A 22746-nucleotide genomic window follows, 5' to 3' on the forward strand; every position below is an offset into this window, starting at 1 on the left:
TTATTCAGAGGATTGTAATCTCTTCACGTTTCTGCTCTTTCTCGCAATAATGGCACTTTACGATACAATTATCCTTGTCTATCACATGAAAGATAGTGGCCATCGGTTCGTTGTTGGTGATACATTTCGGATTGGCACATTTCACGATGCCCCGAAGTTCATCCGGCATTTTCACCTCTTTCTTTTCCACTACTTCGTAATCGCGGATGATATTCAGCTTGACGTGCGGGGCAACTACTGAAATACGGTTAATCTCTTCGTCGCAGAAGAATTTATCTGCAATCTTGATGATCCCTTTTTTACCCAGCTTCTTGCTGTCGAGGTTGAATCCGATAGTGATATTGCTAGTCATCTGTTCCACACCGAGCAGTTGCACTACGGTAAAGAGCTTTTCGGATGGGATATGGTCAATCACTGTCCCGTTTTTCAGGGCAGCTACTTGCAATGCTTGTTTATTTTCGCTCATAATAAAATATCGTTTTTAACGTCATCTAATGTGATACCTAATACATCGCAAAGGATCGCTTCGCGGGCATACAGACCGTTTTGTGCCTGTTGGAAATAGTATGCTTTCGGATTGTCATCCACATCGTAAGCAATTTCGTTGACACGGGGAAGCGGGTGCAGGATACGCAGGTTCGGACGTGTGTTCTCCAGCATTTTGTTACGGAGAATATATACATTCTTCACCCGTTCATATTCCATCAGGTCGGTGAAACGTTCGCGTTGTACACGGGTCATGTACAGAATATCGGCGTCGGCGATAATCTCTTCGGAAAAGTCTGTATGTTCAACGTATTTTATTTGGTGCGTTTTGCAGTAAAGTTTGTATTCTTCCGGCATTTTCAGCTCTTCGGGAGCGATAAAATGGAAAGTCGGATTAAAGTGTCGCATCGCCATCAGCAATGAATGTACGGTGCGGCCGTATTTCAAATCACCCACCAGGAAAATGTTCAGATTTTCCAGCGTTCCTTGTGTCTTGTAGATAGAGTAGAGATCGAGCATCGTCTGCGACGGGTGCTGGTTGGCTCCGTCACCTGCGTTGACAATGGGCACCGGGGCTACTTCGCTGGCATACCGTGCAGCTCCTTCGAGATAGTGTCGCATGACGATAATATCTGCATAGTTGCTCACCATCATGATCGTGTCTTTAAGTGTTTCCCCTTTGGAAGAGCTGGTAGCTTTGGGGTCAGAGAATCCGATTACTCGTGCACCGAGACGGTTGGCAGCTGTTTCAAAACTCAAGCGGGTACGGGTGGAAGGTTCAAAGAACAGGGTTGCTACAACCTTTCCTTGTAATAACCGGCGATTGGGGTTCATTTCAAACTGCTTCGCCATTTCGAGCATGTAGAGGATTTTTTCTTTAGAATGTTCGGCAATGGTTACTAAACTTCTGTTTTCCATTTTGTTATCTTTTATGTGGATAGAACTTGTTTTACCGGAGCGTAAAGGTACGAAGAATTTGTGAAAAGCACAGATTTTTCGTACCTTTTTTATCAGCTTTTAATCAGTCGGTTTATTTCCGTCCGCTAGCTAACGCTGCAATGATATATTTCCCCGGTGCTCCGATTTTACTCCAGGCCGTATTGGAGAGCAGTTTCCACACCTGGGTGCCTTTCCTGCCATAGTCCGATAGCCGGAGAATCGTCTGTTTCTCTTTTGGGTCAGTCACTTTATGGTTGTCCAGACTCTCCATCAATCCTGCTATGTTGTGTGTAGCCAGATTGTAGGCATACCCCGGAATTTCAATCGAAGCATCGTTAATTTCTTCTTCTTCAGAATTTAGTTTAGTTTCCTTTAGTTTAGTTTGTCGGGAAATGTCTGCATTTTCTTGACTCACCTCCTCTTGAGTTTCAAAAATGTCTGCATTTTCCGCGTTCAACTCTTCTTTTTGCATCCCTTTTTTCTTCTTGGTCTCTAATAAATAAGGTAGTTGGGAGAAATCTATTTTCCTTCGTGTAGTAGCTTCAAACCACACCCTTTGAATCTGTTCCGAAGTGAGTATGCCGTATTTTTCGTAGGTTTCCTTATGGAAAAATCCTTTTTCCAATAATAGGTCGACAATCTTTTCCATCATGTCCTCTTTGATCCCGCCGCCCACTTTACGGACGAAAATCAGGTTTTGTTCCTTTCCCCAAGAGATATAATATCCCTCTTTATATATTTTACAAAGCAATCGCATGACAATGTAAGAAGCTAATACTCCAAACTTAGCTTCTAATAGTTCCATCACTTCTTCGTCAAAGAAGTTTGCCGGTGTCGGAAAATAAGGTATCCCTTTATTAATCATATTCATTGTTCAATATATTTTAATCTAACTTATACAATAGCTCTCCACTCCATCAGGTTCCCGATCATAAATCTTCTCCATCCTTTTTGTTCTTCACTCCAATAGAGAATAGACTCTTGTTTTGCTGTGATATTGAATTCTCTATGGAAGAATTTTTCATATCCTACCAGTGTTCCTCTTTCCAGACAAAACGTGCCATCCTGCTTGTAAAAAGCTATCACTACATTCCCATACAACATGCGATCTATTAGTTTAATGCACTCTTGTACAATTCTCTCCGCACATTTATCCGAAATCCCCTTTTCAGCAGTAATACGTTTTTTCCATACTAATTTGCAAGCTTCTAACTTGCCTTTCCTGATTTTTTGTCTCATTTTCTTCTGTTTTTAATTTTGAAAAATAAATTTCTGTTTGAGCGTAAATCTTCCCTTATAGATAGTGACGGTATGTTGTTGTCATAGCGTCACTATCCTTTCATTATAGTGACGCTATAACGATAGCATACCGTCACTATTTTTTTAAGAGAAAATCTGTTAGTTTTCGACCGGTTGAAAACGGCGGCGAAGGTAAGCTTTATATTCCAACTGTCCCATTATTTTTTCTTAGTACTTGCTTTTGACCTTTTCAGCCTGTTCTCTTTTTTCCTTTTTTTCTTTCATGTACTCTTCCTCAACAGGTTTTTTCAATGCACCCAATTCAGCATGTATACTGCTAAGTTCCATTAACTTATAGCCGCCATGTTTGTGGATGTATAATACTTTTTGGTCATAGATATATTGGGCTAGATTTATCAGCTTTTTCTTCTTAGGATGGCGGAAATGTCCATCAATAAAGATTTTTAAATACATGGTGAAATAAAGGCGGATATCTCCGTCGATTGCTATTCTGTTATCCAGCTCTTCTTCACTGATGATTTCTTCCTTTGAATGCTTCCCTGGAGCTTTTTTCATTGTTTGGACATTTCTTTTTACCTTGTCGTTTTTACTACCTTTTTTGGCATTTTTACTTTTCATAATCTACTAATTTTAACGTTGGTTAAACATGTGTTAATTCTAAAAATAATATCTGGAAAGTGAAATTGAACCAGCAAAAAGATTTGTTCTTTTGTCGCTTGCCAAATAGTATATATATAAAATAACTAGTGATGCAAATGATGAATAAAAATGGATTCAGTCGATGTGGGGAGAACTACATCAATCGTTTACGAAAGGAGGGGCGCTATTCTACAGCGCATGTCTATAAGAATGCCCTTTATTCTTTCAGTAAGTTTTGTGGTACGTTGAATATGTCGTTCAGGCAGGTCACCAAAGAACGTTTACGACGTTATGGTCAGTATCTTTATGAGTGTGGTTTGAAGCCTAATACGATTTCTACGTATATGCGTATGCTTCGTAGCATTTACAATCGGGGAGTGGAAGCAGGGAGTGCCCCTTATGTTCCCCGATTATTTCATGATGTCTATACAGGTGTGGATGTCCGACAAAAGAAAGCTTTGCCTGCCGGTGAGTTGCACAGACTTTTGTATGAGGATCCCAAATCGGAGCGTTTACGTCGTACACAAACTATTGCTGCTCTGATGTTCCAGTTTTGTGGAATGTCATTCGCTGATTTAGCTCATCTGGAAAAATCGGCTTTAGATCAGAGTGTATTACGCTATAATCGAATCAAGACGAAAACTCCCATGAGCGTGGAAGTGCTTGATACTGCCAGAGGAATGATTAATCAACTCCGAAGTAATCAGGAACCCATTCCTGATTGTCCGGACTATCTGTTCGACATACTTTGCGGTAATAAAAAACGGAAGGATGAAAGGGCATACCGTGAATATCAGTCTGCTCTTCGGAGATTCAATAATTGTTTGAAGGATTTGGCGAGAGCTCTACGTTTGAATTCTCCCGTTTCTTCTTACACACTTCGTCATTCCTGGGCAACGACAGCCAAGTATCGTGGAGTGCCAATTGAAATGATCAGTGAATCATTGGGACACAAATCAATAAAAACCACACAAATCTATTTAAAGGGTTTTGAGCTAAGAGAACGTACAGAGGTAAATAAAGGGAATTTATCTTACATTAGGAACTATCGTTTAGGTAGGTAATTAACGGTAAAGTGTTAGAAATCAAGGGCGAAATGTTTCTGTTACTTCTTAGGTAACGGATAATTATTCGGTGCAAAGATATGCAAAAATACAAATAGTAAACAAGTAAAATCTTCTTTTTTTTCTGATTTGTTGAAATATGCAACAAAAATATATCAGGACATGATGATTCTGTTTGATCATGCCCGATATTCCTATATTCTGTTTTCAAAGATGCTTTTCCCTTCGCGTAGGTTAGAAAAACATTGCTGTAGGCGGTTCTTGTCCATGTTTTTCTGTTTTCATCTGTTTTCCTGTGAATAAATACCTTATCCGTTACCTAAGAAGTAACGGACACATAAGGGGTAAAAAAGTATGATTCTAACGAAAGAAACTTTAAGTGCTGGGCCTAAAATTGGGACAGGGGAAGGCGTAGCACACTCTAAACGCTGGTATGTCGCTCTGGTTCGTATGCATCATGAGAAGAAGGTAGCCGAACGTTTAGACAAAATGGGGATTGAAAATTTTGTACCGGTCCAGCAAGAAGTACATCAATGGAGCGACCGCCGTAAAGTGGTTGAATCCGTGCTGCTTCCCATGATGGTCTTTGTACATGCTGATCCTAAAGAACGTAAAGAGGTTCTTTCTTTTTCTACAGTTAGTCGGTATATGGTAATGCGCGGTGAGAGCAGTCCGACTATCATTCCTGATGAACAAATGGCCCGTTTCCGTTTTATGCTCGACTATTCCGAAGAGGCAATCTGTATGAATAGTGCTCCTTTGGCACGTGGTGAGAAAGTACGTGTTATTAAAGGTCCTTTGACGGGGCTTGTAGGAGAGCTTGTTACAGTAGATGGTAGAAGTAAGATTGCTGTCCGGTTGAATATGCTGGGGTGTGCTTGTGCGGATATGCCGGTCGGGTATGTAGAGCCGATAGGTGAGAGGCAATAATCAAATTATTAATCAAAAGTATGACATAGGAGGTGCCGAATAACCTTTAAAGGTATTATAGGCATATAGTAAATATTTACATGTCTCAAGCGACAGACAACAATAAACGAATAGCGAAGAATACCTTACTTCTCTATATTCGTATGCTTTTTATGATGATCGTGAGTTTATATACTTCACGTGTCATACTAGATGCTCTAGGAGTTGAAGATTTTGGTATATATAATGTCGTAGGTGGCGTTGTAGCTATGTTTTCGGTAATATCGGGGTCATTATCTGCTTCTATCAGTAGATTTATTACCTTTGAATTGGGGAAAGGTGATCAAAGTAAGCTGAATAAGATATTTTCAGCATCGGTTACTATCCAAATATTGTTGTCTTTAATCGTAGTCATATTAATAGAGATTGTTGGTGTATGGTTTCTTAATTCTAAGATGATTATTCCAGCAGATAGAATACTGGCAGCTAATTGGGTACTCCAATTTTCTGTTGTCACTTTTGTCATAAATCTTATAAGTGTTCCATATAACGCATCTATAATAGCACATGAAAAAATGTCGGCCTTTGCTTATATCAGTATATTGGAAGCTATAGGCAAACTTATTATTGCATATTTGATCGTTATAGCTCCTATGGATAAATTGGTGTTTTATTCAATTTTGATGTGTTCTGTAGCAATAATTATTCGTTTTACTTATGGCTATTATTGTAAAAGGCATTTCAAAGAGTGTACTTATCATTTTTGTTGGGATAAAAAACTTCTAAAGAATATGTTTGGGTTTGCAGGATGGAATTTCATTGGAGCTGCTTCATCCGTGTTAAGAGATCAAGGTGGAAATGTTGTCATTAATTTGTTTTTCGGTCCGTCTGTAAATGCAGCTAAAGGTATTGCTATGCAAGTAAATTCAGCAATTTCAGGATTTGTTAGTAATTTTATGACAGCATTAAATCCGCAAATTACAAAATCTTATGCTTCTGGCAATCAAGACTATATGATGGCACTTATCTTTCAAGGAGCGAAGTTCTCATTTTATATGTTGTTGTTGCTCTCATTGCCGGTGATTATCAATACTCACTATATTCTTGGGCTATGGCTGAAATTGGTGCCGGAACATGCAGTTCTGTTTGTGCGGCTAACGTTGCTTTTTGCCATGAGTGAATCTATTTCAAATCCATTGATTACGGCCATGCTTGCCACGGGTAGAATTCGGAACTATCAGATTATGGTAGGTGGTCTGCAGATGCTGAATCTCCCTATATCATATATCTTTCTTCGTTTGGGGTGTGTACCGGAGTCTGTATTGTTTGTTGCAATATTTATATCTCAATGCTGTTTAGTTGCACGTCTTTATATGCTCAGAGGAATGATTGGATTGTCTTCTGTCAAGTATTTGAAACATGTGTATTTAAAAGTCTTGATGGTAATGTCAACATCAGCGATTCTACCAATATTATTATTAAAGAACATAAATGAAACCTTTTTATCCTTTTTAGTTATATCTGTAGTGTCAATACTTACCACATCAATTTCGATATTTTATATAGGATGTAGTAAAGAAGAAAGAGTTTTTGTCTGGGCAAAGGTCAGTGCTTTATGTGCAAAAATCAGAAGATGATAGAACGTAATTATTCAATAGATATTCTTAAGTTTATATGTGCAATCCTTGTGGTATTCCTTCACACTGATTGTGTATATCATGATTACATCTTGCCACTCACACGTTGCGCAGTGCCTTGCTTTTTTATGATTAGTGGTTATTTGTTATTCAACGATGGCGATATAGAAATATCGAGATTAAAACGCAGTACTAGGAATATTTTGCACATCATCGTATGGTCTACGTTGTTGTTTGCTTGTTATAAAGAAGCTGTGGCAATACATCAAGGGAGTGTTTACATACCATCACTTCGTGAATTATTTAATTTTATAGTTCTTAATGAAAATCCTTTTGGCGGTCATCTTTGGTATTTGGGGGCATATTTATATGTACTATTGATAGCAATGATTATAAGCAAGTATAAGATTTGGAAATATATGTTCTATGCCATTCCTATATTATTGCTGACAGACTTAATATTGGGTAAGTATAGTTTACTTTTTCTCGATAGAGAGTTTCCAGTTATCTATGTACGGAACTTTTTGTTTGTCGGTCTACCATATTTTGCATTGGGGGCATGTCTGAAGAAGTATAGTGACAAGATTAGTAAAATTAAATACTATTATTGGCTTATTGGGGGCATTTTATTCTCATTGACGTCTCTAATGGAAAAATGGGTATTGCTATATTTAGACAAGAATCCCGGACGTGAACATTATTTTAGTAGCACGTTGCTTGCGCTATGTCTATTCTTGTTAGTATTATCATTCAAGAAGAAAGAACCAACTATATATTCGACTATTGGAAATAAAGATTCGCTTTACATATACATCTTTCATCCTCTCTTTATATCAATCATCGGTATGATAGTTGGTAAGATAGCATCAAATTCTATAGTAAATATATACTCATTTACTGCGCCATTTGTAGTGTTCTTATCGACGATGGTCTTTATAATAGTAATAAGAAAAATCCGGTTGATACAATGATAAATATCAATAATCAGGCAGATTGTTGCGGATGTACTGCATGTGCCAGTATTTGCGCTCATGATGCTATCACGATGAAACCAGATGCGCTTGGATTTCTCTATCCGGAAGTGGATCGAAGCAAGTGTGTTGATTGCGGTCTGTGTGAGAAGGTGTGTGCTTTTAATGACGATTACGATAAAAGCTTAAATATAGATAACCCTTTAGCTTATGCGGCAAGGCATAAAAATGAGGAAGAATTAAGATATAGCCGTTCTGGAGCCGTATTTGTTGCTATGTCTGATTATATTCTGGAACATGGTGGCGTTGTGTATGGTGCAGGATATGCTGACCATTTTAGAGTCGTCCATAAACGAGCAACTACAAAAGAAGAATGTAGCGAATTCAAGGGAAGTAAGTATGTACAGAGCGATATGAATACGGTGTTCCGCCAAGTGAAGCAAGATTTGAAGGCAGGTTTGGTTGTTTTATTCTCTGGTACTCCATGTCAAACAGCAGGTTTGAATAGTTATATAGGAAAAGCTCAAAGAAAAAATCTCATTCTTATAGACATTATTTGTCATGCAGTGCCCAGTCCTTCTATATGGAAAGATTATCTTGGCTATACAGAATCAAAATTCAAATCAAACGTTATCAAATTAGAATTTCGAGAAAAATCCATTGGGTGGAACCAACCACCCATGGAAAGTTTTACTTTTACAGATAACTCTATTCATAAAGACTTTCTGTTAAGGTATCTTTTTTATTCAGGATTAATTTCCCGGCCCTCTTGTGAGCATTGTAAATATTGCAATCTTTCCAGACCTTCTGATTTGACTATCGGAGACTTTTGGGGATATGAAAAAGTCGTACCGAAAATGAATACAGACAATAAAGGAATCTCGCTCGTTATTTGTAACACGGATAAGGGGTGTAGTTTTTTTAGGGAATGTTCTTATATGCTGCATACAAAGCATGTAGACTTGATGAATTCATTGCAACCCAATCTGCAACATCCTTCGTCTGTAGATCCTCGTTGGCATCAATTTGCAAAGGATTATCAAAAAAGAGGATTTTTGTATGTTGCCAGGAAATATGGAAATGTAGGTTATCGTTACCAACTAAGAATGTTTATGGACAAAATTAAGCGGAAATTATCCATTTAATATGAAGATAGGAATATTGACATTTCATTGTGCTCACAATTATGGGGCCGTGTTGCAGACCTATGCTTTAGTAACGTATTTGCGGAAGAATAACTATGATGCGGAGATAATAGATTATAGACCCAAATCGTTAACTATGTCCCATGGTATTATGCCTTGGCGTAGAATTTCCCGACTTAATATAATACGAAAAGTTATCTTTGTTCTTAGAATATTACCGTTCTTAACGGTAAGAAAAGAACGTTCTGACAAATTTCAATCATTTATAGATAGCTTACCTCTTTCAACTCGGAAATATACGGAAACAGACAGTGAAGTCACAGGCTATGATATAATAATTTGTGGCAGTGACCAAGTTTGGAATCCTAGCATTACCAATGGCTTTGATAAATTCTTTTGTGGAAGTGTCAGTCATAAAGGCAAATTTATATCCTATGCAGCTAGTACTGAAGCCAAACGAATCATCTCCGATGACTATAAAAAATATAAAGAAGTACTCTCCAATTTTGAGAATATTTCAGTTAGAGAGTCAGAGCTTAAAAATATTTTGCAACCACTCATAAATAAAGAAATAACGAAAGTTATAGACCCTGTGTTTTTATTATCTGCCAATGAATGGCAAAAGGTAGCTATCAAACCAACTTTTACCGACAAACCATACCTTCTTGTATATCAGGTAAAGAGAGACGATAGGGTACTGGATATGGCAAATAAATATGCTGCATTACACCACATGAGTGTTGTTGAAGTAACAGCAGAGGCTGAATATAAAAAAATGAAGAATCGAATATTGACAGCATCTCCTTTTGAATTTGTGGGATTGTTTGCCAATGCCTCATGTGTCGTTACAACATCATTTCATGGAACCGCATTTTCTATAATATTCAACAAGCCTTTTAAAACCGTATTGTTCAATGCGCCCGGCGATGGACGGGCTCTGGATGTAATGAATACTTTCGGCATAGAAAATTCGACAGTTAATGTAGATAGCGGGGATATTCAGGAAATGTCTCTTAACACCCCTAATTTAGATATTATAGTCCGGACTTCGGAAACATTTATAAAGCAGGCCATACAACGATGAATAATGCAATAGTCAAAAGATATCCATTGGCAAACTCCTTTCCGATATTATTAATAGTTTGTCTGATATTGGAACAAGGTTACGGTCTTCTTCCAATACCTAGATACTTATTTATCGTGTTGGTGGGTGTTTTCTTCTTTTATTATAAAAAAGGAACATCTTACAGTAAGCCCATTTCCATCTTTGTAGTTAGCTGCTTTCTAAGCATCTTGTCGTGTATGTATTTTAGGAATGAAAGTCCTGTCAGTATTATGGGCGAATATAATATATATCTTATGATTGTATTTTATTTTGTCTTGTGCAAATACAATGTAAGTATTGAAGTTCTTGAAAAGGTATTGTTCTGGGCTTTTATCATATTCTGCTTTTGTTACTTATATCAAGTTTCAGTCTATCCCAAACTTGTATTTCTAGATAAAAACAATCAGTACAATGAAACTATAGATGTGTTGAACCGACGAATTCGAATGGTGGGAATGTCCATTAATTCATTGGGATATTTTTATAGTTTGAATAAAATCTTGGAGAAGAAAATGAACTATACACTTCCCATGTTGCTTTCATTGGTGTGTATGTTGTTATTTGGATTTAGAACTTTACTGTTCTTTTCTGCTGTATTTTCTATAATAATGATTATAAGATTTAACGGCTTTTCAAAGAAACTTGTCTTCTGGTGTGCATTAGGGGGATTAGGTGCTTATCTGCTTTATCTTACTCCCATCTTCCAAACGGTTTTTGAAAGAATGATGGAGAGGCAAGAATCCGACCAGACTTTTGGTAATAAAGATTATATTAGATATGCAACTTTGTTCCATTATTATGGTAATCATTATAAGAGTGCGGTAGAGATGTTTTTGGGTTCTGGATTATGTAACCGGGCATTGAGAACATCTTATTCTTTAGAAATTGTGAGAAATGAATCATACGGCTTGCATTATTACGATTGGGGATTGTTGGGAATTAGTTGGATGACCGGAGTACTTAGCCTGATTGGAATGTTATGGTGGTCACTAAAAGCGGCATTTGCAAAACTTCCCAAGAAATATTTATATCTTTCTGTATGGTTCGGATACATTCTGACTTGTGCATTTACGTCTGCTGAATTTGTCCGTCAAGGATGTTTTCTGATACAAGCAATATGTTTATATCTCATTTATAAAATATCCTTGTATGAAAAGAATCGCTATAATGAATAATGGGACATTACCCATACCGTCAGTTTTGGGAGGTGCAGTAGAAACATTGGTTCAGCTTCTGGTTGATACCAATGAAAAAGAAAAGCAAATGCAGCTTGAAATTCTTTCTATTGATAACGTTAATGCAAGAGAAAAGGCAAAAGAGTATAGATATACCCATTTTCACTTTGTTAGTACTTCGAGTATTTTGAATCGAATGACAGACTTTCTAAAGCGTTGTTATAATTTTATAGCCTTACGGACAGGTCTGCCATTTATTGGATATTGTTATGCAAGCGCGTTGGTTCGTTTCATCAAGAATTGTAACAATATTGATGCTGTTCTTTTGGAAGGTTCTTCAATTAATGCTGATTATATAAAGAGGAAAACCGCATTGCCCGTTATACAACGCATACATAATGTACCGCCCCATAGCTTGCGTCATTGGGATGATTTGAATGCAAAATCAACAGACCTTTATTTGGGGATTAGCAACTATATATGCACTGTGTTGCAGAAAAATGTTGAAGGAAAATATGGTGCTGCCATCAAGCTATTATATAATTCAATTAATTTTAATCAGTTCAATGTAAGGACTACAAATGAAGAAAGACATACATTGAGAAAGTCATTAAATATTCCTGCAAATTCTTTTCTTTTTGTTTTCTCGGGTAGATTGAGAAATTACAAAGGTATAAAAGAATTGCTACTTGCTTTCTTGGAATCTAAAGATAAAATGCCTGATGCCTATTTGCTTATTGTCGGAAGTTTTGCATTTTCTTCTACTTACGTGTCCCTATTCGAAAAAGAACTTGCGTCTATCATTCATCAGTTGGGAGAACGGGTCATATTTACAGGCTTTGTAAAGTATGAAGTCATTCATCGATATTATCAAATTGCAAATGTGGGTGTATTCCCTTCCATATGGGAGGAGCCTTTTGCACTTACCTGCCTTGAGGCAATTGCAAGCTCCTTGCCTGTCATTATAACGAGAAGTGGAGGAATGCCGGAAATCGTTAATGAAGAGTGCGGCATTGTTGTGGAGAATGATGCGAATCTGGTTAATTCATTGGCTGCAGCAATGGAAAATATATATGGTATGGATAAAGCTAAATTAGAAAATATGGCTCAACATTCAGTATTGAGAGCTCAATCATTTGATAATCAACTTCAATACAAACAATTTGTTGAATACATCAATTCTGAAATATAGTATATGAAAAATATACTTATAACGTTTACGAATGCAATAGATCCCACAACTGGAGGAGTCGAAAGGGTATATCATAATCTTGTGCCTTATTTTAGGGAGCATGGATATAATGTGTTTGCTACGTATCAAAGAAAAACTGATTATGATAAAAATTCCGTCTATACCAAAGCGATATTTATGGAGTATTCTATTGATAATGTTGGATATTTTGATAAGTTAGACAAGGTAATGATGGAAATGGCTGTAGATATTGTAATTTGTCCATTTCCAAGTTATCAATTGTTCAATTACTGTTCTCGGTTAATTGATAAAAAGGTTTTCTTTCATGTACACAATGTTCCATCCAAATTGATGTATCCCAGTTCGGCAAAGTTGCCAAATATATTGAAAGAATCTTTTGTTGACAGATGCTTAAAACGTATACGTTTTGATTTGAGATATTTAGCATCATTCAGAAGAATTGAATTAAATAAAATGAAGATAGTCCTTCTTTCTGATTTCTTTAGGGATGACCTAAAAAGTTTTTATGATTTCAACCCTAAATGTATATGTGCTTTGCCCAATCCATTCTGTATTGATGAAGAATATCAATTGGATTATCAGAAGAAAGAGAAAATGATTCTATATGTCGGAAGAATAAATACTAGACAAAAGCGTTTTCAATCTCTTCTTAATATTTGGAAAAGACTGCAAAATGAATTACTCGATTATAGACTTGAAATAGTAGGAGGAGGACCCGAAAAAGAATTGTATGAGAATCTGGCTCATGAAATGCGTCTTAAACGTATCACATTTCATGATTTTCAAAATCCGACGGAATATTATAAAAAAGCCGTATGCAGTTGCATGACAAGTAACTACGAGGGATTTAGTATGGTCTTAATTGAAGCAATGCAGTATGGATGTGTGCCATTTGTTTTTAATTCATTTGCATCTCTACCAGATATAATAGATGATAAGGTCAATGGATATGTCATTACGCCATTCGATGAAGGTGAATATGTACAGAAGATAAAAGAATTTATATTGTTATCAAAAAAGAATAAAGAAATAATCAGCGTTAAAGCCATGGAAAAAAGCCGAGAATTTGATGTCAGACGAGTTGGTCAACGATGGATAGAACTTATTGATAACTATTAAAATAAAAGACCATGAACCATTTGAAAATTATTTTGATGTCTCTAATTGGTTATTTCTATAACAATATAGTTACATATATTCCATCTCACATAATACGTAAATATTGTCTTATAATGTTTGGTGGCAAGATAGGCCATCATACACGAATTGATATGTGTGGATATATAGGCAGAGTAACAAAACTAAATATAGGAAACTATACCCATATTAATAGAGGGTGTATTTTACAAGCATTTGGTGGTATAACTATTGGAAATAGTGTCTCGATTAGTCACCGATGCAACATTATTAGCGGTGGACATGATGTTAACTCTCCCACATTTGAAGGAGATCATCAACCTATTGTTATTGGTGATTATGTCTGGATTGGAGTGGGAGCGACAATATTAAAAGGGGTAACAATAGGTAAGGGGGCGGTAGTGGCAGCAGGAGCTGTAGTGACTAAAGACGTTCCAGATTATGCTATCGTGGGTGGCATTCCTGCAAAAATAATAGGCGAACGAAATCATGACTTAAAGTATCAGTGTATAAGTTCGAGGAGGTGGTTACTCTTACAATAGTAAATCTTCATGGAGATTAGCATCCGATGAAACGGATTATATATACTTCTGTCGATGAATATTGTGAATAACTTTATATCGTTAGTGTTTACCTTATACCCTATTTTGTATGAATAAGAAAAAAATATGTTGGATTACTCCAGATTGCTTCATTGACTGCGATTTGAATTATTTCAATATGCATGAAATTTTAAAGCATTATGATATTCATTGGATCGTACTTTTTAGTAGGAATAATAGGTTCAAAGAGTCAGACTTCGAACAAATAAGGAAAGAAAATATGAATTTGACAATTGAATTTTTTAGGTTCAATTATAAAATGCGCAATCCTAAGAATATTCTAATAAATATACGCCTTGGCAAAGCTATAAAAAGGCAAACTCCTGATATAATTTATATGAATGATAGTATCTATTCACCATGGAAATTGCCAATGTTTTATTTATTACCAAAGAGACATTATATTCAAACAGCACATCAAGGAGAAGTTCATATAGGTATGGGACATAAAAGACTATTAAATATACTGCGTAGATTGGTTTATTCACGAGTGAAATATGTTAATATGTTTTCTAAGTCACAAGCGGAGCTTTTTCAAAAACATTTTCCTAGTTCAAGGGTATTTAAGATTCCATTAGCCTTAAAAGACTTTGGTGTTCCTACCATTGTGAAACCTAAAGATGGTATTATTCGATTCCTTTCATTTGGTACAATTAATTATGCTAAAAATATTGATTTGTTAATAGATGCTGCATGTGTACTTTATGATAAAGGATATCGAAACTTTAGGGTATCGATTAATGGTATGTGTAAAGATTGGAGTTTTTATCAGACAAAAATTAAATATCCAGAGCTTTTTGATATAGATATTCGGTCAATAGATAATTCTGAAATAGCTAATCTATTTGCTTCCACTGACTATTTTGTTCAACCTTATAGAGTAGTGTCTCAAAGTGGCCCTACAAAAATTGCATTTAATTATAATATTCCAATTATAGCATCAAATTTATTAGGCTTTTCTGATGAAATTCTTGAAGGTGTGAATGGATATCTTTTTGAACCAGGGAATGTAAACGATTTAGTTCGTGTAATGGCTAATGCCATAGATAAGTATGCATGTGATTATAGTAAGTTGAAAGCTTTAATGGCAGAGCATACAGAACAATACTATTCGTTTGGAAGAATTGCGTCTCTGTATGTGAAAATGTTTGATGATGTATTGAGTAAATAAATCTTTAGATTGTTTCAAATGAAAGAAAGGTTTAAATCAGCTATTAAAGGAAATAGCTTTATTGTATGGCTACGGATTATATATGAAAAAATAGGAGAATCCTTTTCATTGACTTTGTATAATGGAAGCACAAATCAAACAAAGGATATATATAAGAAACAAGCTGAATTGCAAATCAGAATACATGCCTTGGAAAAGGGAATGTCTATTGGTAGAGTAAGGGTGGGATTTGGAAAAGAAAAGGCATTTTCTCTTATTGAGGATCTTGCGGATTTGCTAAAAAAAGGTGGCTCGAAACAGTTTGTTGTTGAATCTGTCTCCGTCTTACAGAAGTATATCGAATTTAATGAGAATATGGGTGCTGCTATGGCTGATATAGAGATAGCACTCAATAAATTGTGCTCTTGTTACAATATAAAAAGCAATGATGTTGGCGGAATATATAATCTTAGCTTAAAAGATGTTTCAAGTAAAACCCAATGTCCTTTTGATTCATTTTCTCAATCACGTTTTTCTATTCGTGATTTTGGTGATTCACCATTAGATATAGATAAAGTTTATGCTGCATTAAAACTTTGTGAACGCACTCCATCAGCTTGTAATAGACAGAGTTGGGTAATTCATGTGTATACAGAAAATAAGTTAGTTGAAAAAATGTTCAAGTTACAAGGAGGGAGCAAGGGGTTTTATGAACAAATGCAATGTGCTATTCTTATATGTGGTGATTTGAGGAATTATGGCTTTTATGAACAAAATCTACCTTTTGTTGATGGAGGACTTTATGCGATGAATCTTCTTTACTCCCTTCATTATAATGGATTAGCTACCATACCATTGACTATGGGACATAAATGGAGAGTCATAAAAAAGATAAAGCAAGAAATGAATATTCCCGGAAATGAGATTCCAGTTCTTTTGATAGGTGTTGGAACGTATAAGGATGACTTTAAAGTTGCAGTTTCGCATCGCTATTCATATAAACAGTATGTAAAATTTAATCAATAAGTGATGAGAATCGGATTACTAACATATCATCATTCTGCAAACTATGGTGCAGTAATGCAAAGTTATGCAACGTGTCGAGCCCTAAAAGAACTAGGTCATGAAGTTGAATTTATAAATTTCCGGCAAGATGAAAAAAGATCGAATAGTTCGATAATCTTTTATTTTAAGATAAAAGCGTTTGATAGATTTATGGAAACATTTTATCCTAGTGAAACAAAGGTGATTCAATCTATGGACGACTTAAATGCAATAGCTTCAAATTATGATTGTTTAATGGTAGGCAGTGATCAAGTTTGGAATCCGGGGATCAGTCAGAGTAAATGCTTGGCATACTTCTTGGATTTTGGAGAATCTGACATTCGAAGAATCTCCTATGCTTCTAGTTTTGGAATTTCAAAATGGCCTGAACAATATCAGAGTTTACTACCGAGCATAAATAGCTCTCTTCATAGATTTTGTAGCATAAGTGTTAGAGAAGAGACTGGAAAATATCTTTTGAATAGCTTATTTAAACTCAACTCACAAGTAGTTTTAGACCCTACGCTATTACATGCTGACTATAATGAAATAACAGGAAGTATAGTGAATAATGATGAGGTGATTTGTTATTTACTCAATAGAGGTAAACTACAATTGGAGAAAACAATCAGGCTATCGAGATCTTTGGGTAAAACACCAAAAATGATTTCAACCATTAGACCTACATTTGGTTTTAGGTATGTTTATCCACCATCGATTGAGAATTGGATTAGGTATATTGCCGGAGCTAAATTTGTAATAACGGACTCTTTTCATGGATTAGCCTTCAGCTTGATTTACAATAAACAGTTTGTTGTGATATCTCCTAGTAATGGGAAAAATAGTAGATTAAAGGATTTACTTAAATCTGTGGGTCTTGAAGATAGATATTTTGATGAAAATGATCCAATTATATACCGTGAACTGCAAAATAAAAAAATAGATTACAATAAAGTGAATTCAAAGCTTGAAATTTTAAAGAAAGTTTCATGGGATTATCTTAAAAATGCTCTTCAATAGAGGTATAGGCTATGGAAAAGAAACGAATTTGCTACTTAGTGTCCTCGCTATGCAACGAAGGACCTGTCAATGTAATGTATAACATCATTAAGAATATTGATTTCTTAAAATTTGAAGTCTCTATTATTACATTTGTTCCAGAGAAAGAAACGACAAGAATGCATGATTTCTCAAAATTACCTATAAGTATATATCAACTTTCGAAGAATAAATTTCTGAATCCAATTTCATTATATTTAAGGCTAAAAGACACTGTTAATGAGATTGAACCGAATGTGTTACATGCTCATTGTCCGCGATCTTTATATCTTATGGCATTTCTTCCAAAGAAATTTATTAAGATATTCACTATTCACAATTATCCAAATGAGTTTCAGATTGTATTATATGGCAAAATTAAAGGTGAAATTGTTATTTTACTTGATCATATTTTCACTCGTTGGATAAAAAATGGGATTTGTTGTGCTCCCAATATTAGAGAAGATTATTTAACTAATAAAGGTTGGGATTTTAAATGTATTCCTAATGGTTCCTCTATGCCTGTTTGGAAGTATAATGACGATGAAAAATCAAAATATCGAAAAGAATTTGGATTGAAAGAGGGGATGAAATATTTCATTTTTATTAGTCGATTCTCACAAGAAAAGAATCCTGATATTATCATCCATGCGTTTCGTTTACTCGACAGATCAGACATTGGACTTGTGATGCTTGGTAAGGGCCCCATGTGGGATGAGCTTAAAAAACAAGAAAGTACAAATATCATAATGCCTGGTTTTTCAAACAGGGTTTATGATTATATAATTGCATCTGATTTTTATATATCGGCTTCCAATACAGAAGGATTGGCGAATACCTTGTTGGAAAGTATGAGTGTTGGACTTCCTATGCTTTTGTCTGATATTCCATCGCATAGAGCAGTAATGAATATGTTGGGAGATGATACAGGTATTCTCTACAATCAACACAATCAGAAAGAGTTGCTTGAAGGGATAACAAGAATACTGGAATTTGATAGTTTAAAGGCTTCAGAAAACATTCAATACGTTTACACTAAAGAGTTTACCTCTGAAGTAATGTCTAGGCGCTATCAAGAAGAATATATAAACCTTTTATAATGAGTAAAAAGTCTAAGAAAATTAATCATATACCTCATTAATGAAAAAGATACTAATTACAGGTGGAAGCGGATTTATTGGTACTAATCTGATAGAACATCTGTTAAAAAAAACAGATGCCGAACTTCTTACTTTCGATATTAATGAGCCTAAAATCGATTCTCACAATAGATTTTGGAAACGCGTGGATATTAGAGAGTATGAAGAGTTGAGGGAGAAAATTGTGGAATACAAACCGGATATAGTGATTCATCTGGCAGCTCGAACAGATTTAAGAGGCTTGACTTTGAAAGATTACGATGCCAATATGACTGGAGTAAGTAACCTGTTGAAAGCAATTGATGAAGCTGGTACAGTCCAAAAAGCAGTGTTTGCTTCATCAATGTATGTGTGTGAACCCGGATACATGCCTAAAGATTTTGAAGACTATGCGCCTCATACACTTTATGGAGAAAGTAAAGTTGAAACAGAAAGAAGAATAAAGAAGGCAAATCCGTCTTATACATGGAGCATTATAAGGCCCACATCAATCTGGGGACCATGGTTTGGAGAACCTTACGATAAATTTTTCCATATTGTGATGAATCGTATGTATTTTCATATGGGCAAGAAAGCTTGTAAAAAGACGTATGGATATGTTGACAATGCTATTTATCAAATAGAATCTATCTTGAAGGCGGAGTCTGAAAAAGTGAACAGAAATGTGTATTATCTAGGAGACTACGAAGCCTATTCTATCACAGATTGGGCTAATGAAATAGCAAATATCGAAGGTATTAAAATTCCTCATGTCCCTTATTTTTGCTTCCGATGGATGGGATATGTGGGGGATTGTTTAAAAAAAATAGGAATCGCTTTCCCTATGACTAGCTTCCGACTGCATAATATGACAACGAACAATGTTCATAATTTGGAGCCTATAAAATCAATAGCTCCTCATTTGCCGGTATCTAGGGTAGAGGGTACTAAGGTCACTTTAGATTGGATTCATAAATATGAGTAAAAGAGGCAGTATATGTTTTATTAATGGATAAAGCTATTTTTTATGAAAGTTTCAATTATAACTTCGTGCTACAATCGTGCAGCAACGATTAGGAGTGCTATCGAGAGTGTCTTAGCACAGGATTATAATGACATAGAGTTTATTGTGGTGGATGGCTCCAGTACGGATGGTTCGTTGGATATTATCCGAGAATATGTAGATCGAATTTCGATCATTATATCGGAACCTGACCATGGTATGTATGAGGCTATCAATAAGGGTATTCGTGTGGCTACGGGAGAGATAATTGGATTGCTGCATTCGGATGATTTTTTTTATGATAATGGGGTAATTGGGCGCATTGTAAAACGAATAAAACGGACACATGCTGATTTCTTATATGGTGATGGTCTCTTTGTGAATCCTGATAATACGAACAAAGTGGTGCGCAACTGGATTGGGGGAGGGTATCGTCTTTGGAAAGTGCGTCATGGATGGCTTCCGCTTCATCCCACTTGCTATATACGACGCGATGTAATGATGAGACTGGGGCTTTATAACGAGAGTTATAAAATTGCAGCTGATAGTGACCTATTGGTACGCTATCTGTTGACCGGTGGACTCACGGTGACATATCTCAATGAATATATCGTGCGGATGCGTATGGGTGGGCTTTCTACTGATAGTGCTAAACGTAAGAAGATGTGGGAAGAGGATATTAGGGTGTATGTCTCGCACGGATTATGGCCTACTTTGACCAAATTGGAAAAGATGGCTTGGAAAGTACCGCAATTTGTACTCGCATTACTGAAAAAATAGGTAATTATTCCAGATAAGAATTATAAAAATAAAGTGTATGCAGGAAGTCCAACGTTTTAACAAAGTCCTAAAATCTTTGGTCCTTTTTGGGGATCTTATTTTGCTGAACCTGCTTTTATGGGGATTTAATTTGTTTCTGGGTACCCGTTTCTGGTGTATTCATTGCGGTTCTATCTTTCAGGGTATGACTCTTATCACTCTGTGCTATTTACTTTGTAATATGCATTCAGGTGTTATTCTTCATCGTCCTGTGGTACGTCCTGAACAGATTATGATCCGTGTTTTACGTAACATGGTTCCTTTTGTCTTTTTATCGGTTTGTACGTTGCTTGTTTTTCATTTTCATTTTTCACATTCCCGATATTTCGGACTGTTTTATGTTGCTTTAATAATTGTTATTATCAGCTATCGTTTAATTTCCCGTCACTTTCTGGAGCTTTATCGAAAAAAGGGAGGAAATGTTCGTAAGGTCGTATTGGTTGGGAGCCATGAGAATATGCAGGAACTTTATCATGCGATGACGGATGATCCTACGTCTGGTTATCGTGTACTGGGTTATTTCGAGGATTTTCCTTCGGGTCGGTATCCACAGGAGGTTCCATATTTGGGACAACCCAATGAAGTAAGTGTTTTTTTAGAAAAACATGCGGGAGAGATTAATCAGCTTTATTGTAGTCTTCCTTCTGTGCGTAGTGCGGAGATTGTTCCTATTATTAATTACTGTGAAAATCATTTGGTCCGTTTTTTTAGTGTTCCTAATGTCCGTAACTATTTGAAACGTAGGATGCATTTTGAGTTATTGGGTAATGTTCCTGTGCTTTCCATTCGTTGTGAGCCATTGGAGTCATTGGAGAACCGTATTATCAAGCGTACTTTTGATGTCATTTGTTCAGGGCTATTTCTTATTACAGTCTTCCCGTTCGTTTATATATTCTTCGGAATTGCGATCAAGCTAAGTTCTCCCGGCCCTGTCTTTTTCAAGCAGAAACGCAGTGGTGAGGATGGTCGTGAATTCTGGTGTTACAAGTTTCGTTCGATGAAGGTTAATACGCAATGTGATACTCTTCAGGCCACGGAAAATGATCCTCGTAAAACACGTATCGGAGAGATTATGAGGAAGACTAGTGTGGATGAATTACCACAATTCATCAATGTGTTGAAGGGTGATATGTCTATTGTAGGTCCCCGTCCACACATGTTGAAGCATACGGAGGAATATTCTAATCTGATAAATAAGTTTATGGTTCGTCACTTTGTTAAACCTGGAATAACTGGTTGGGCGCAGGTGACTGGTTATCGTGGTGAGACGAAAGAACTCTGGCAGATGGAGGGTCGCGTGCAACGTGATATCTGGTACATAGAGCATTGGACTTTTTTATTGGATTTATATATTATGTATAAGACAGTGTATAATGCCATACGCGGAGAAAAAGAAGCATATTAAATAATTGACAATAAAAAGACGATAATAAAAACTTAGAAATTAAAGGGCGTTTAATTATGAATTTACGAATTATGATGAGAAGACTTAACAACAGAAATTTATGGCTACTATTGTTGCCATTCCTATTGACTGCTTGTCAGTCTTATAAAAAGGTTCCATATTTTCAAAATGTGGAAGTTGTGAACGAGGTAGAACAACAGGAAAAATTGTATGATGCCAAGATAATGCCAAAGGATTTGTTGACTATTGTGGTATCGTGCACTAGTCCTGAACTTGCGATACCTTTTAACCTGACAGTGGCCAGTAATGCTGGAATAGCTGTGAGTACTTCGTCTTATGTGACTACTCAACCTGTATTACAACCTTATTTGGTAGATAATGAAGGAAATATAAATTTTCCTGTATTAGGAGAATTGAAGTTAGGCGGCTTAACGAAAAGGGAAGCTGAACAGCTGATTATAGATAAATTGAAGCCTTACATGAAGGAGACTCCCATTGTAACGGTGCGTATGGTAAATTATAAAATATCTGTTATCGGCGAAGTTACCAGACCGGGTACTTTTACTATCTCTAATGAGAAAGTAAATCTGTTGGAAGCATTAGCCATGGCAGGTGATATGACAGTATACGGTCTTCGTGATAATGTGAAGTTGATTCGTGAGGACGCAAACGGCAAACAGCAAATTGTAACCTTGGATTTGAATAAGGCCGAAACCATTCTTTCACCTTACTATTGGTTACAGCAGAATGATATTGTTTATGTAACCCCTAATAAAGCAAAGGCTCGAAATTCGGATGTGGGCAACAGTACCAGTCTTTGGTTCTCTGCTACTTCTATTTTGGTATCTATCGTCAGCCTATTAGTAAATATTTTAAAATAATGATTT

At 36.0% G+C, this 22746-nt stretch carries 23 protein-coding genes; 18 read left to right on the top strand and 5 right to left on the bottom strand.

The features are described 5' to 3' along the window. Positions 1 to 4 precede the first annotated feature (4 nt). From pyrI to DXA54_RS00455, 5 genes are all read right to left on the bottom strand, one after another. Positions 5 to 466, bottom strand: coding sequence for an aspartate carbamoyltransferase regulatory subunit (gene pyrI, locus DXA54_RS00435; RefSeq protein WP_004295791.1), 462 nt, complete (start codon positions 464 to 466; stop codon positions 5 to 7). Continuing rightward, a complete protein-coding gene (pyrB, locus tag DXA54_RS00440; RefSeq protein ID WP_004315282.1) occupies positions 463 to 1404 on the bottom strand; it encodes an aspartate carbamoyltransferase in 942 nt (313 codons plus the stop codon). Before pyrB ends, pyrI begins: the two co-directional genes overlap by 4 nt. Before the next feature lie 112 nt (positions 1405 to 1516). Continuing rightward, the gene (locus DXA54_RS00445) at positions 1517 to 2296 is read right to left on the bottom strand and encodes a DUF4373 domain-containing protein (protein WP_008648002.1); all 780 of its coding nucleotides are present in this window, start codon (positions 2294 to 2296) and stop codon (positions 1517 to 1519) included. A 23-nt stretch (positions 2297 to 2319) separates the two neighbouring features. After that, positions 2320 to 2664, bottom strand: a complete 345-nt coding sequence (locus DXA54_RS00450) for an SH3 beta-barrel fold-containing protein (protein ID WP_008648001.1) — start codon at positions 2662 to 2664, stop codon at positions 2320 to 2322. Positions 2665 to 2892: 228 nt separating this feature from the next. Next, positions 2893 to 3303 (bottom strand): DUF4119 family protein, encoded by a 411-nt coding sequence (locus DXA54_RS00455; RefSeq protein WP_004295796.1) that lies wholly within the window; start codon positions 3301 to 3303, stop codon positions 2893 to 2895. 131 nt (positions 3304 to 3434) lie between these two features. On the opposite strand from DXA54_RS00455, the gene DXA54_RS00460 reads away from it, so the two are divergent. The 18 genes from DXA54_RS00460 (at position 3435) to DXA54_RS00545 (ending at position 22740) form a co-directional block, all read left to right on the top strand. Further along, positions 3435 to 4388 (top strand): tyrosine-type DNA invertase cluster 3b, encoded by a 954-nt coding sequence (locus DXA54_RS00460; RefSeq protein WP_004295797.1) that lies wholly within the window; start codon positions 3435 to 3437, stop codon positions 4386 to 4388. A gap of 354 nt (positions 4389 to 4742) precedes the next feature. Continuing rightward, a complete protein-coding gene (locus DXA54_RS00465; RefSeq protein ID WP_004295799.1) occupies positions 4743 to 5318 on the top strand; it encodes a UpxY family transcription antiterminator in 576 nt (191 codons plus the stop codon). Between the two features lie 80 nt (positions 5319 to 5398). Further along, complete coding sequence (locus tag DXA54_RS00470) at positions 5399 to 6934, top strand: oligosaccharide flippase family protein (RefSeq protein WP_004295800.1); 1536 nt, start codon at positions 5399 to 5401, stop codon at positions 6932 to 6934. Beyond that, entirely contained in the window at positions 6931 to 7905 is a 975-nt protein-coding gene (locus tag DXA54_RS00475) for an acyltransferase family protein (protein ID WP_004308884.1), read from the top strand. The genes DXA54_RS00470 and DXA54_RS00475 overlap by 4 nt, the downstream gene beginning before the upstream one ends. Continuing rightward, a complete protein-coding gene (locus DXA54_RS00480) occupies positions 7902 to 9050 on the top strand; it encodes a Coenzyme F420 hydrogenase/dehydrogenase, beta subunit C-terminal domain (RefSeq protein ID WP_008648000.1) in 1149 nt (382 codons plus the stop codon). Before DXA54_RS00475 ends, DXA54_RS00480 begins: the two co-directional genes overlap by 4 nt. A gap of 1 nt (position 9051) precedes the next feature. After that, a complete protein-coding gene (locus DXA54_RS00485; RefSeq protein WP_008647999.1) occupies positions 9052 to 10134 on the top strand; it encodes a polysaccharide pyruvyl transferase family protein in 1083 nt (360 codons plus the stop codon). A 629-nt stretch (positions 10135 to 10763) separates the two neighbouring features. Further along, positions 10764 to 11330, top strand: coding sequence for a hypothetical protein (locus tag DXA54_RS28430; RefSeq protein ID WP_229095204.1), 567 nt, complete (start codon positions 10764 to 10766; stop codon positions 11328 to 11330). Beyond that, positions 11305 to 12522 (top strand): glycosyltransferase family 4 protein, encoded by a 1218-nt coding sequence (locus DXA54_RS00495; RefSeq protein WP_004295805.1) that lies wholly within the window; start codon positions 11305 to 11307, stop codon positions 12520 to 12522. The genes DXA54_RS28430 and DXA54_RS00495 overlap by 26 nt, the downstream gene beginning before the upstream one ends. A 3-nt stretch (positions 12523 to 12525) precedes the next feature. Then, positions 12526 to 13662 carry a glycosyltransferase gene (locus DXA54_RS00500; RefSeq protein WP_004295806.1) on the top strand — a complete coding sequence of 379 codons (1137 nt, stop codon included), beginning with the start codon at positions 12526 to 12528 and terminating at the stop codon, positions 13660 to 13662. 11 nt (positions 13663 to 13673) lie between these two features. Continuing rightward, the gene (locus DXA54_RS00505; RefSeq protein WP_004295807.1) at positions 13674 to 14222 is read left to right on the top strand and encodes an acyltransferase; all 549 of its coding nucleotides are present in this window, start codon (positions 13674 to 13676) and stop codon (positions 14220 to 14222) included. Positions 14223 to 14331: 109 nt separating this feature from the next. Next, entirely contained in the window at positions 14332 to 15453 is a 1122-nt protein-coding gene (locus DXA54_RS00510; RefSeq protein ID WP_004295808.1) for a glycosyltransferase family 4 protein, read from the top strand. Between the two features lie 18 nt (positions 15454 to 15471). Continuing rightward, the gene (locus DXA54_RS00515) at positions 15472 to 16458 is read left to right on the top strand and encodes a nitroreductase family protein (protein ID WP_004295809.1); all 987 of its coding nucleotides are present in this window, start codon (positions 15472 to 15474) and stop codon (positions 16456 to 16458) included. Between the two features lie 3 nt (positions 16459 to 16461). Further along, positions 16462 to 17496: a polysaccharide pyruvyl transferase family protein gene (locus tag DXA54_RS00520; RefSeq protein ID WP_032852501.1), complete on the top strand. Its 1035-nt coding sequence runs from the start codon at positions 16462 to 16464 to the stop codon at positions 17494 to 17496. A gap of 11 nt (positions 17497 to 17507) precedes the next feature. Next, the gene (locus DXA54_RS00525; RefSeq protein ID WP_004308889.1) at positions 17508 to 18614 is read left to right on the top strand and encodes a glycosyltransferase family 4 protein; all 1107 of its coding nucleotides are present in this window, start codon (positions 17508 to 17510) and stop codon (positions 18612 to 18614) included. A 40-nt stretch (positions 18615 to 18654) separates the two neighbouring features. Further along, positions 18655 to 19617, top strand: a complete 963-nt coding sequence (locus DXA54_RS00530; protein ID WP_004295812.1) for an NAD-dependent epimerase/dehydratase family protein — start codon at positions 18655 to 18657, stop codon at positions 19615 to 19617. A gap of 42 nt (positions 19618 to 19659) precedes the next feature. Further along, on the top strand, positions 19660 to 20415 hold the full coding sequence (locus DXA54_RS00535) for a glycosyltransferase family 2 protein (protein ID WP_004295813.1): 756 nt from the start codon (positions 19660 to 19662) through the stop codon (positions 20413 to 20415). Between the two features lie 37 nt (positions 20416 to 20452). Next, positions 20453 to 21859 carry an undecaprenyl-phosphate glucose phosphotransferase gene (locus tag DXA54_RS00540; RefSeq protein ID WP_004295814.1) on the top strand — a complete coding sequence of 469 codons (1407 nt, stop codon included), beginning with the start codon at positions 20453 to 20455 and terminating at the stop codon, positions 21857 to 21859. A gap of 56 nt (positions 21860 to 21915) precedes the next feature. Next, positions 21916 to 22740: a polysaccharide biosynthesis/export family protein gene (locus DXA54_RS00545; RefSeq protein ID WP_004308893.1), complete on the top strand. Its 825-nt coding sequence runs from the start codon at positions 21916 to 21918 to the stop codon at positions 22738 to 22740. The last annotated feature ends 6 nt before the right edge of the window (positions 22741 to 22746 follow it).

The organism is Bacteroides sp. OF03-11BH (genome assembly GCF_003604005.1).
Lineage (GTDB): Bacteria > Bacteroidota > Bacteroidia > Bacteroidales > Bacteroidaceae > Bacteroides > Bacteroides ovatus.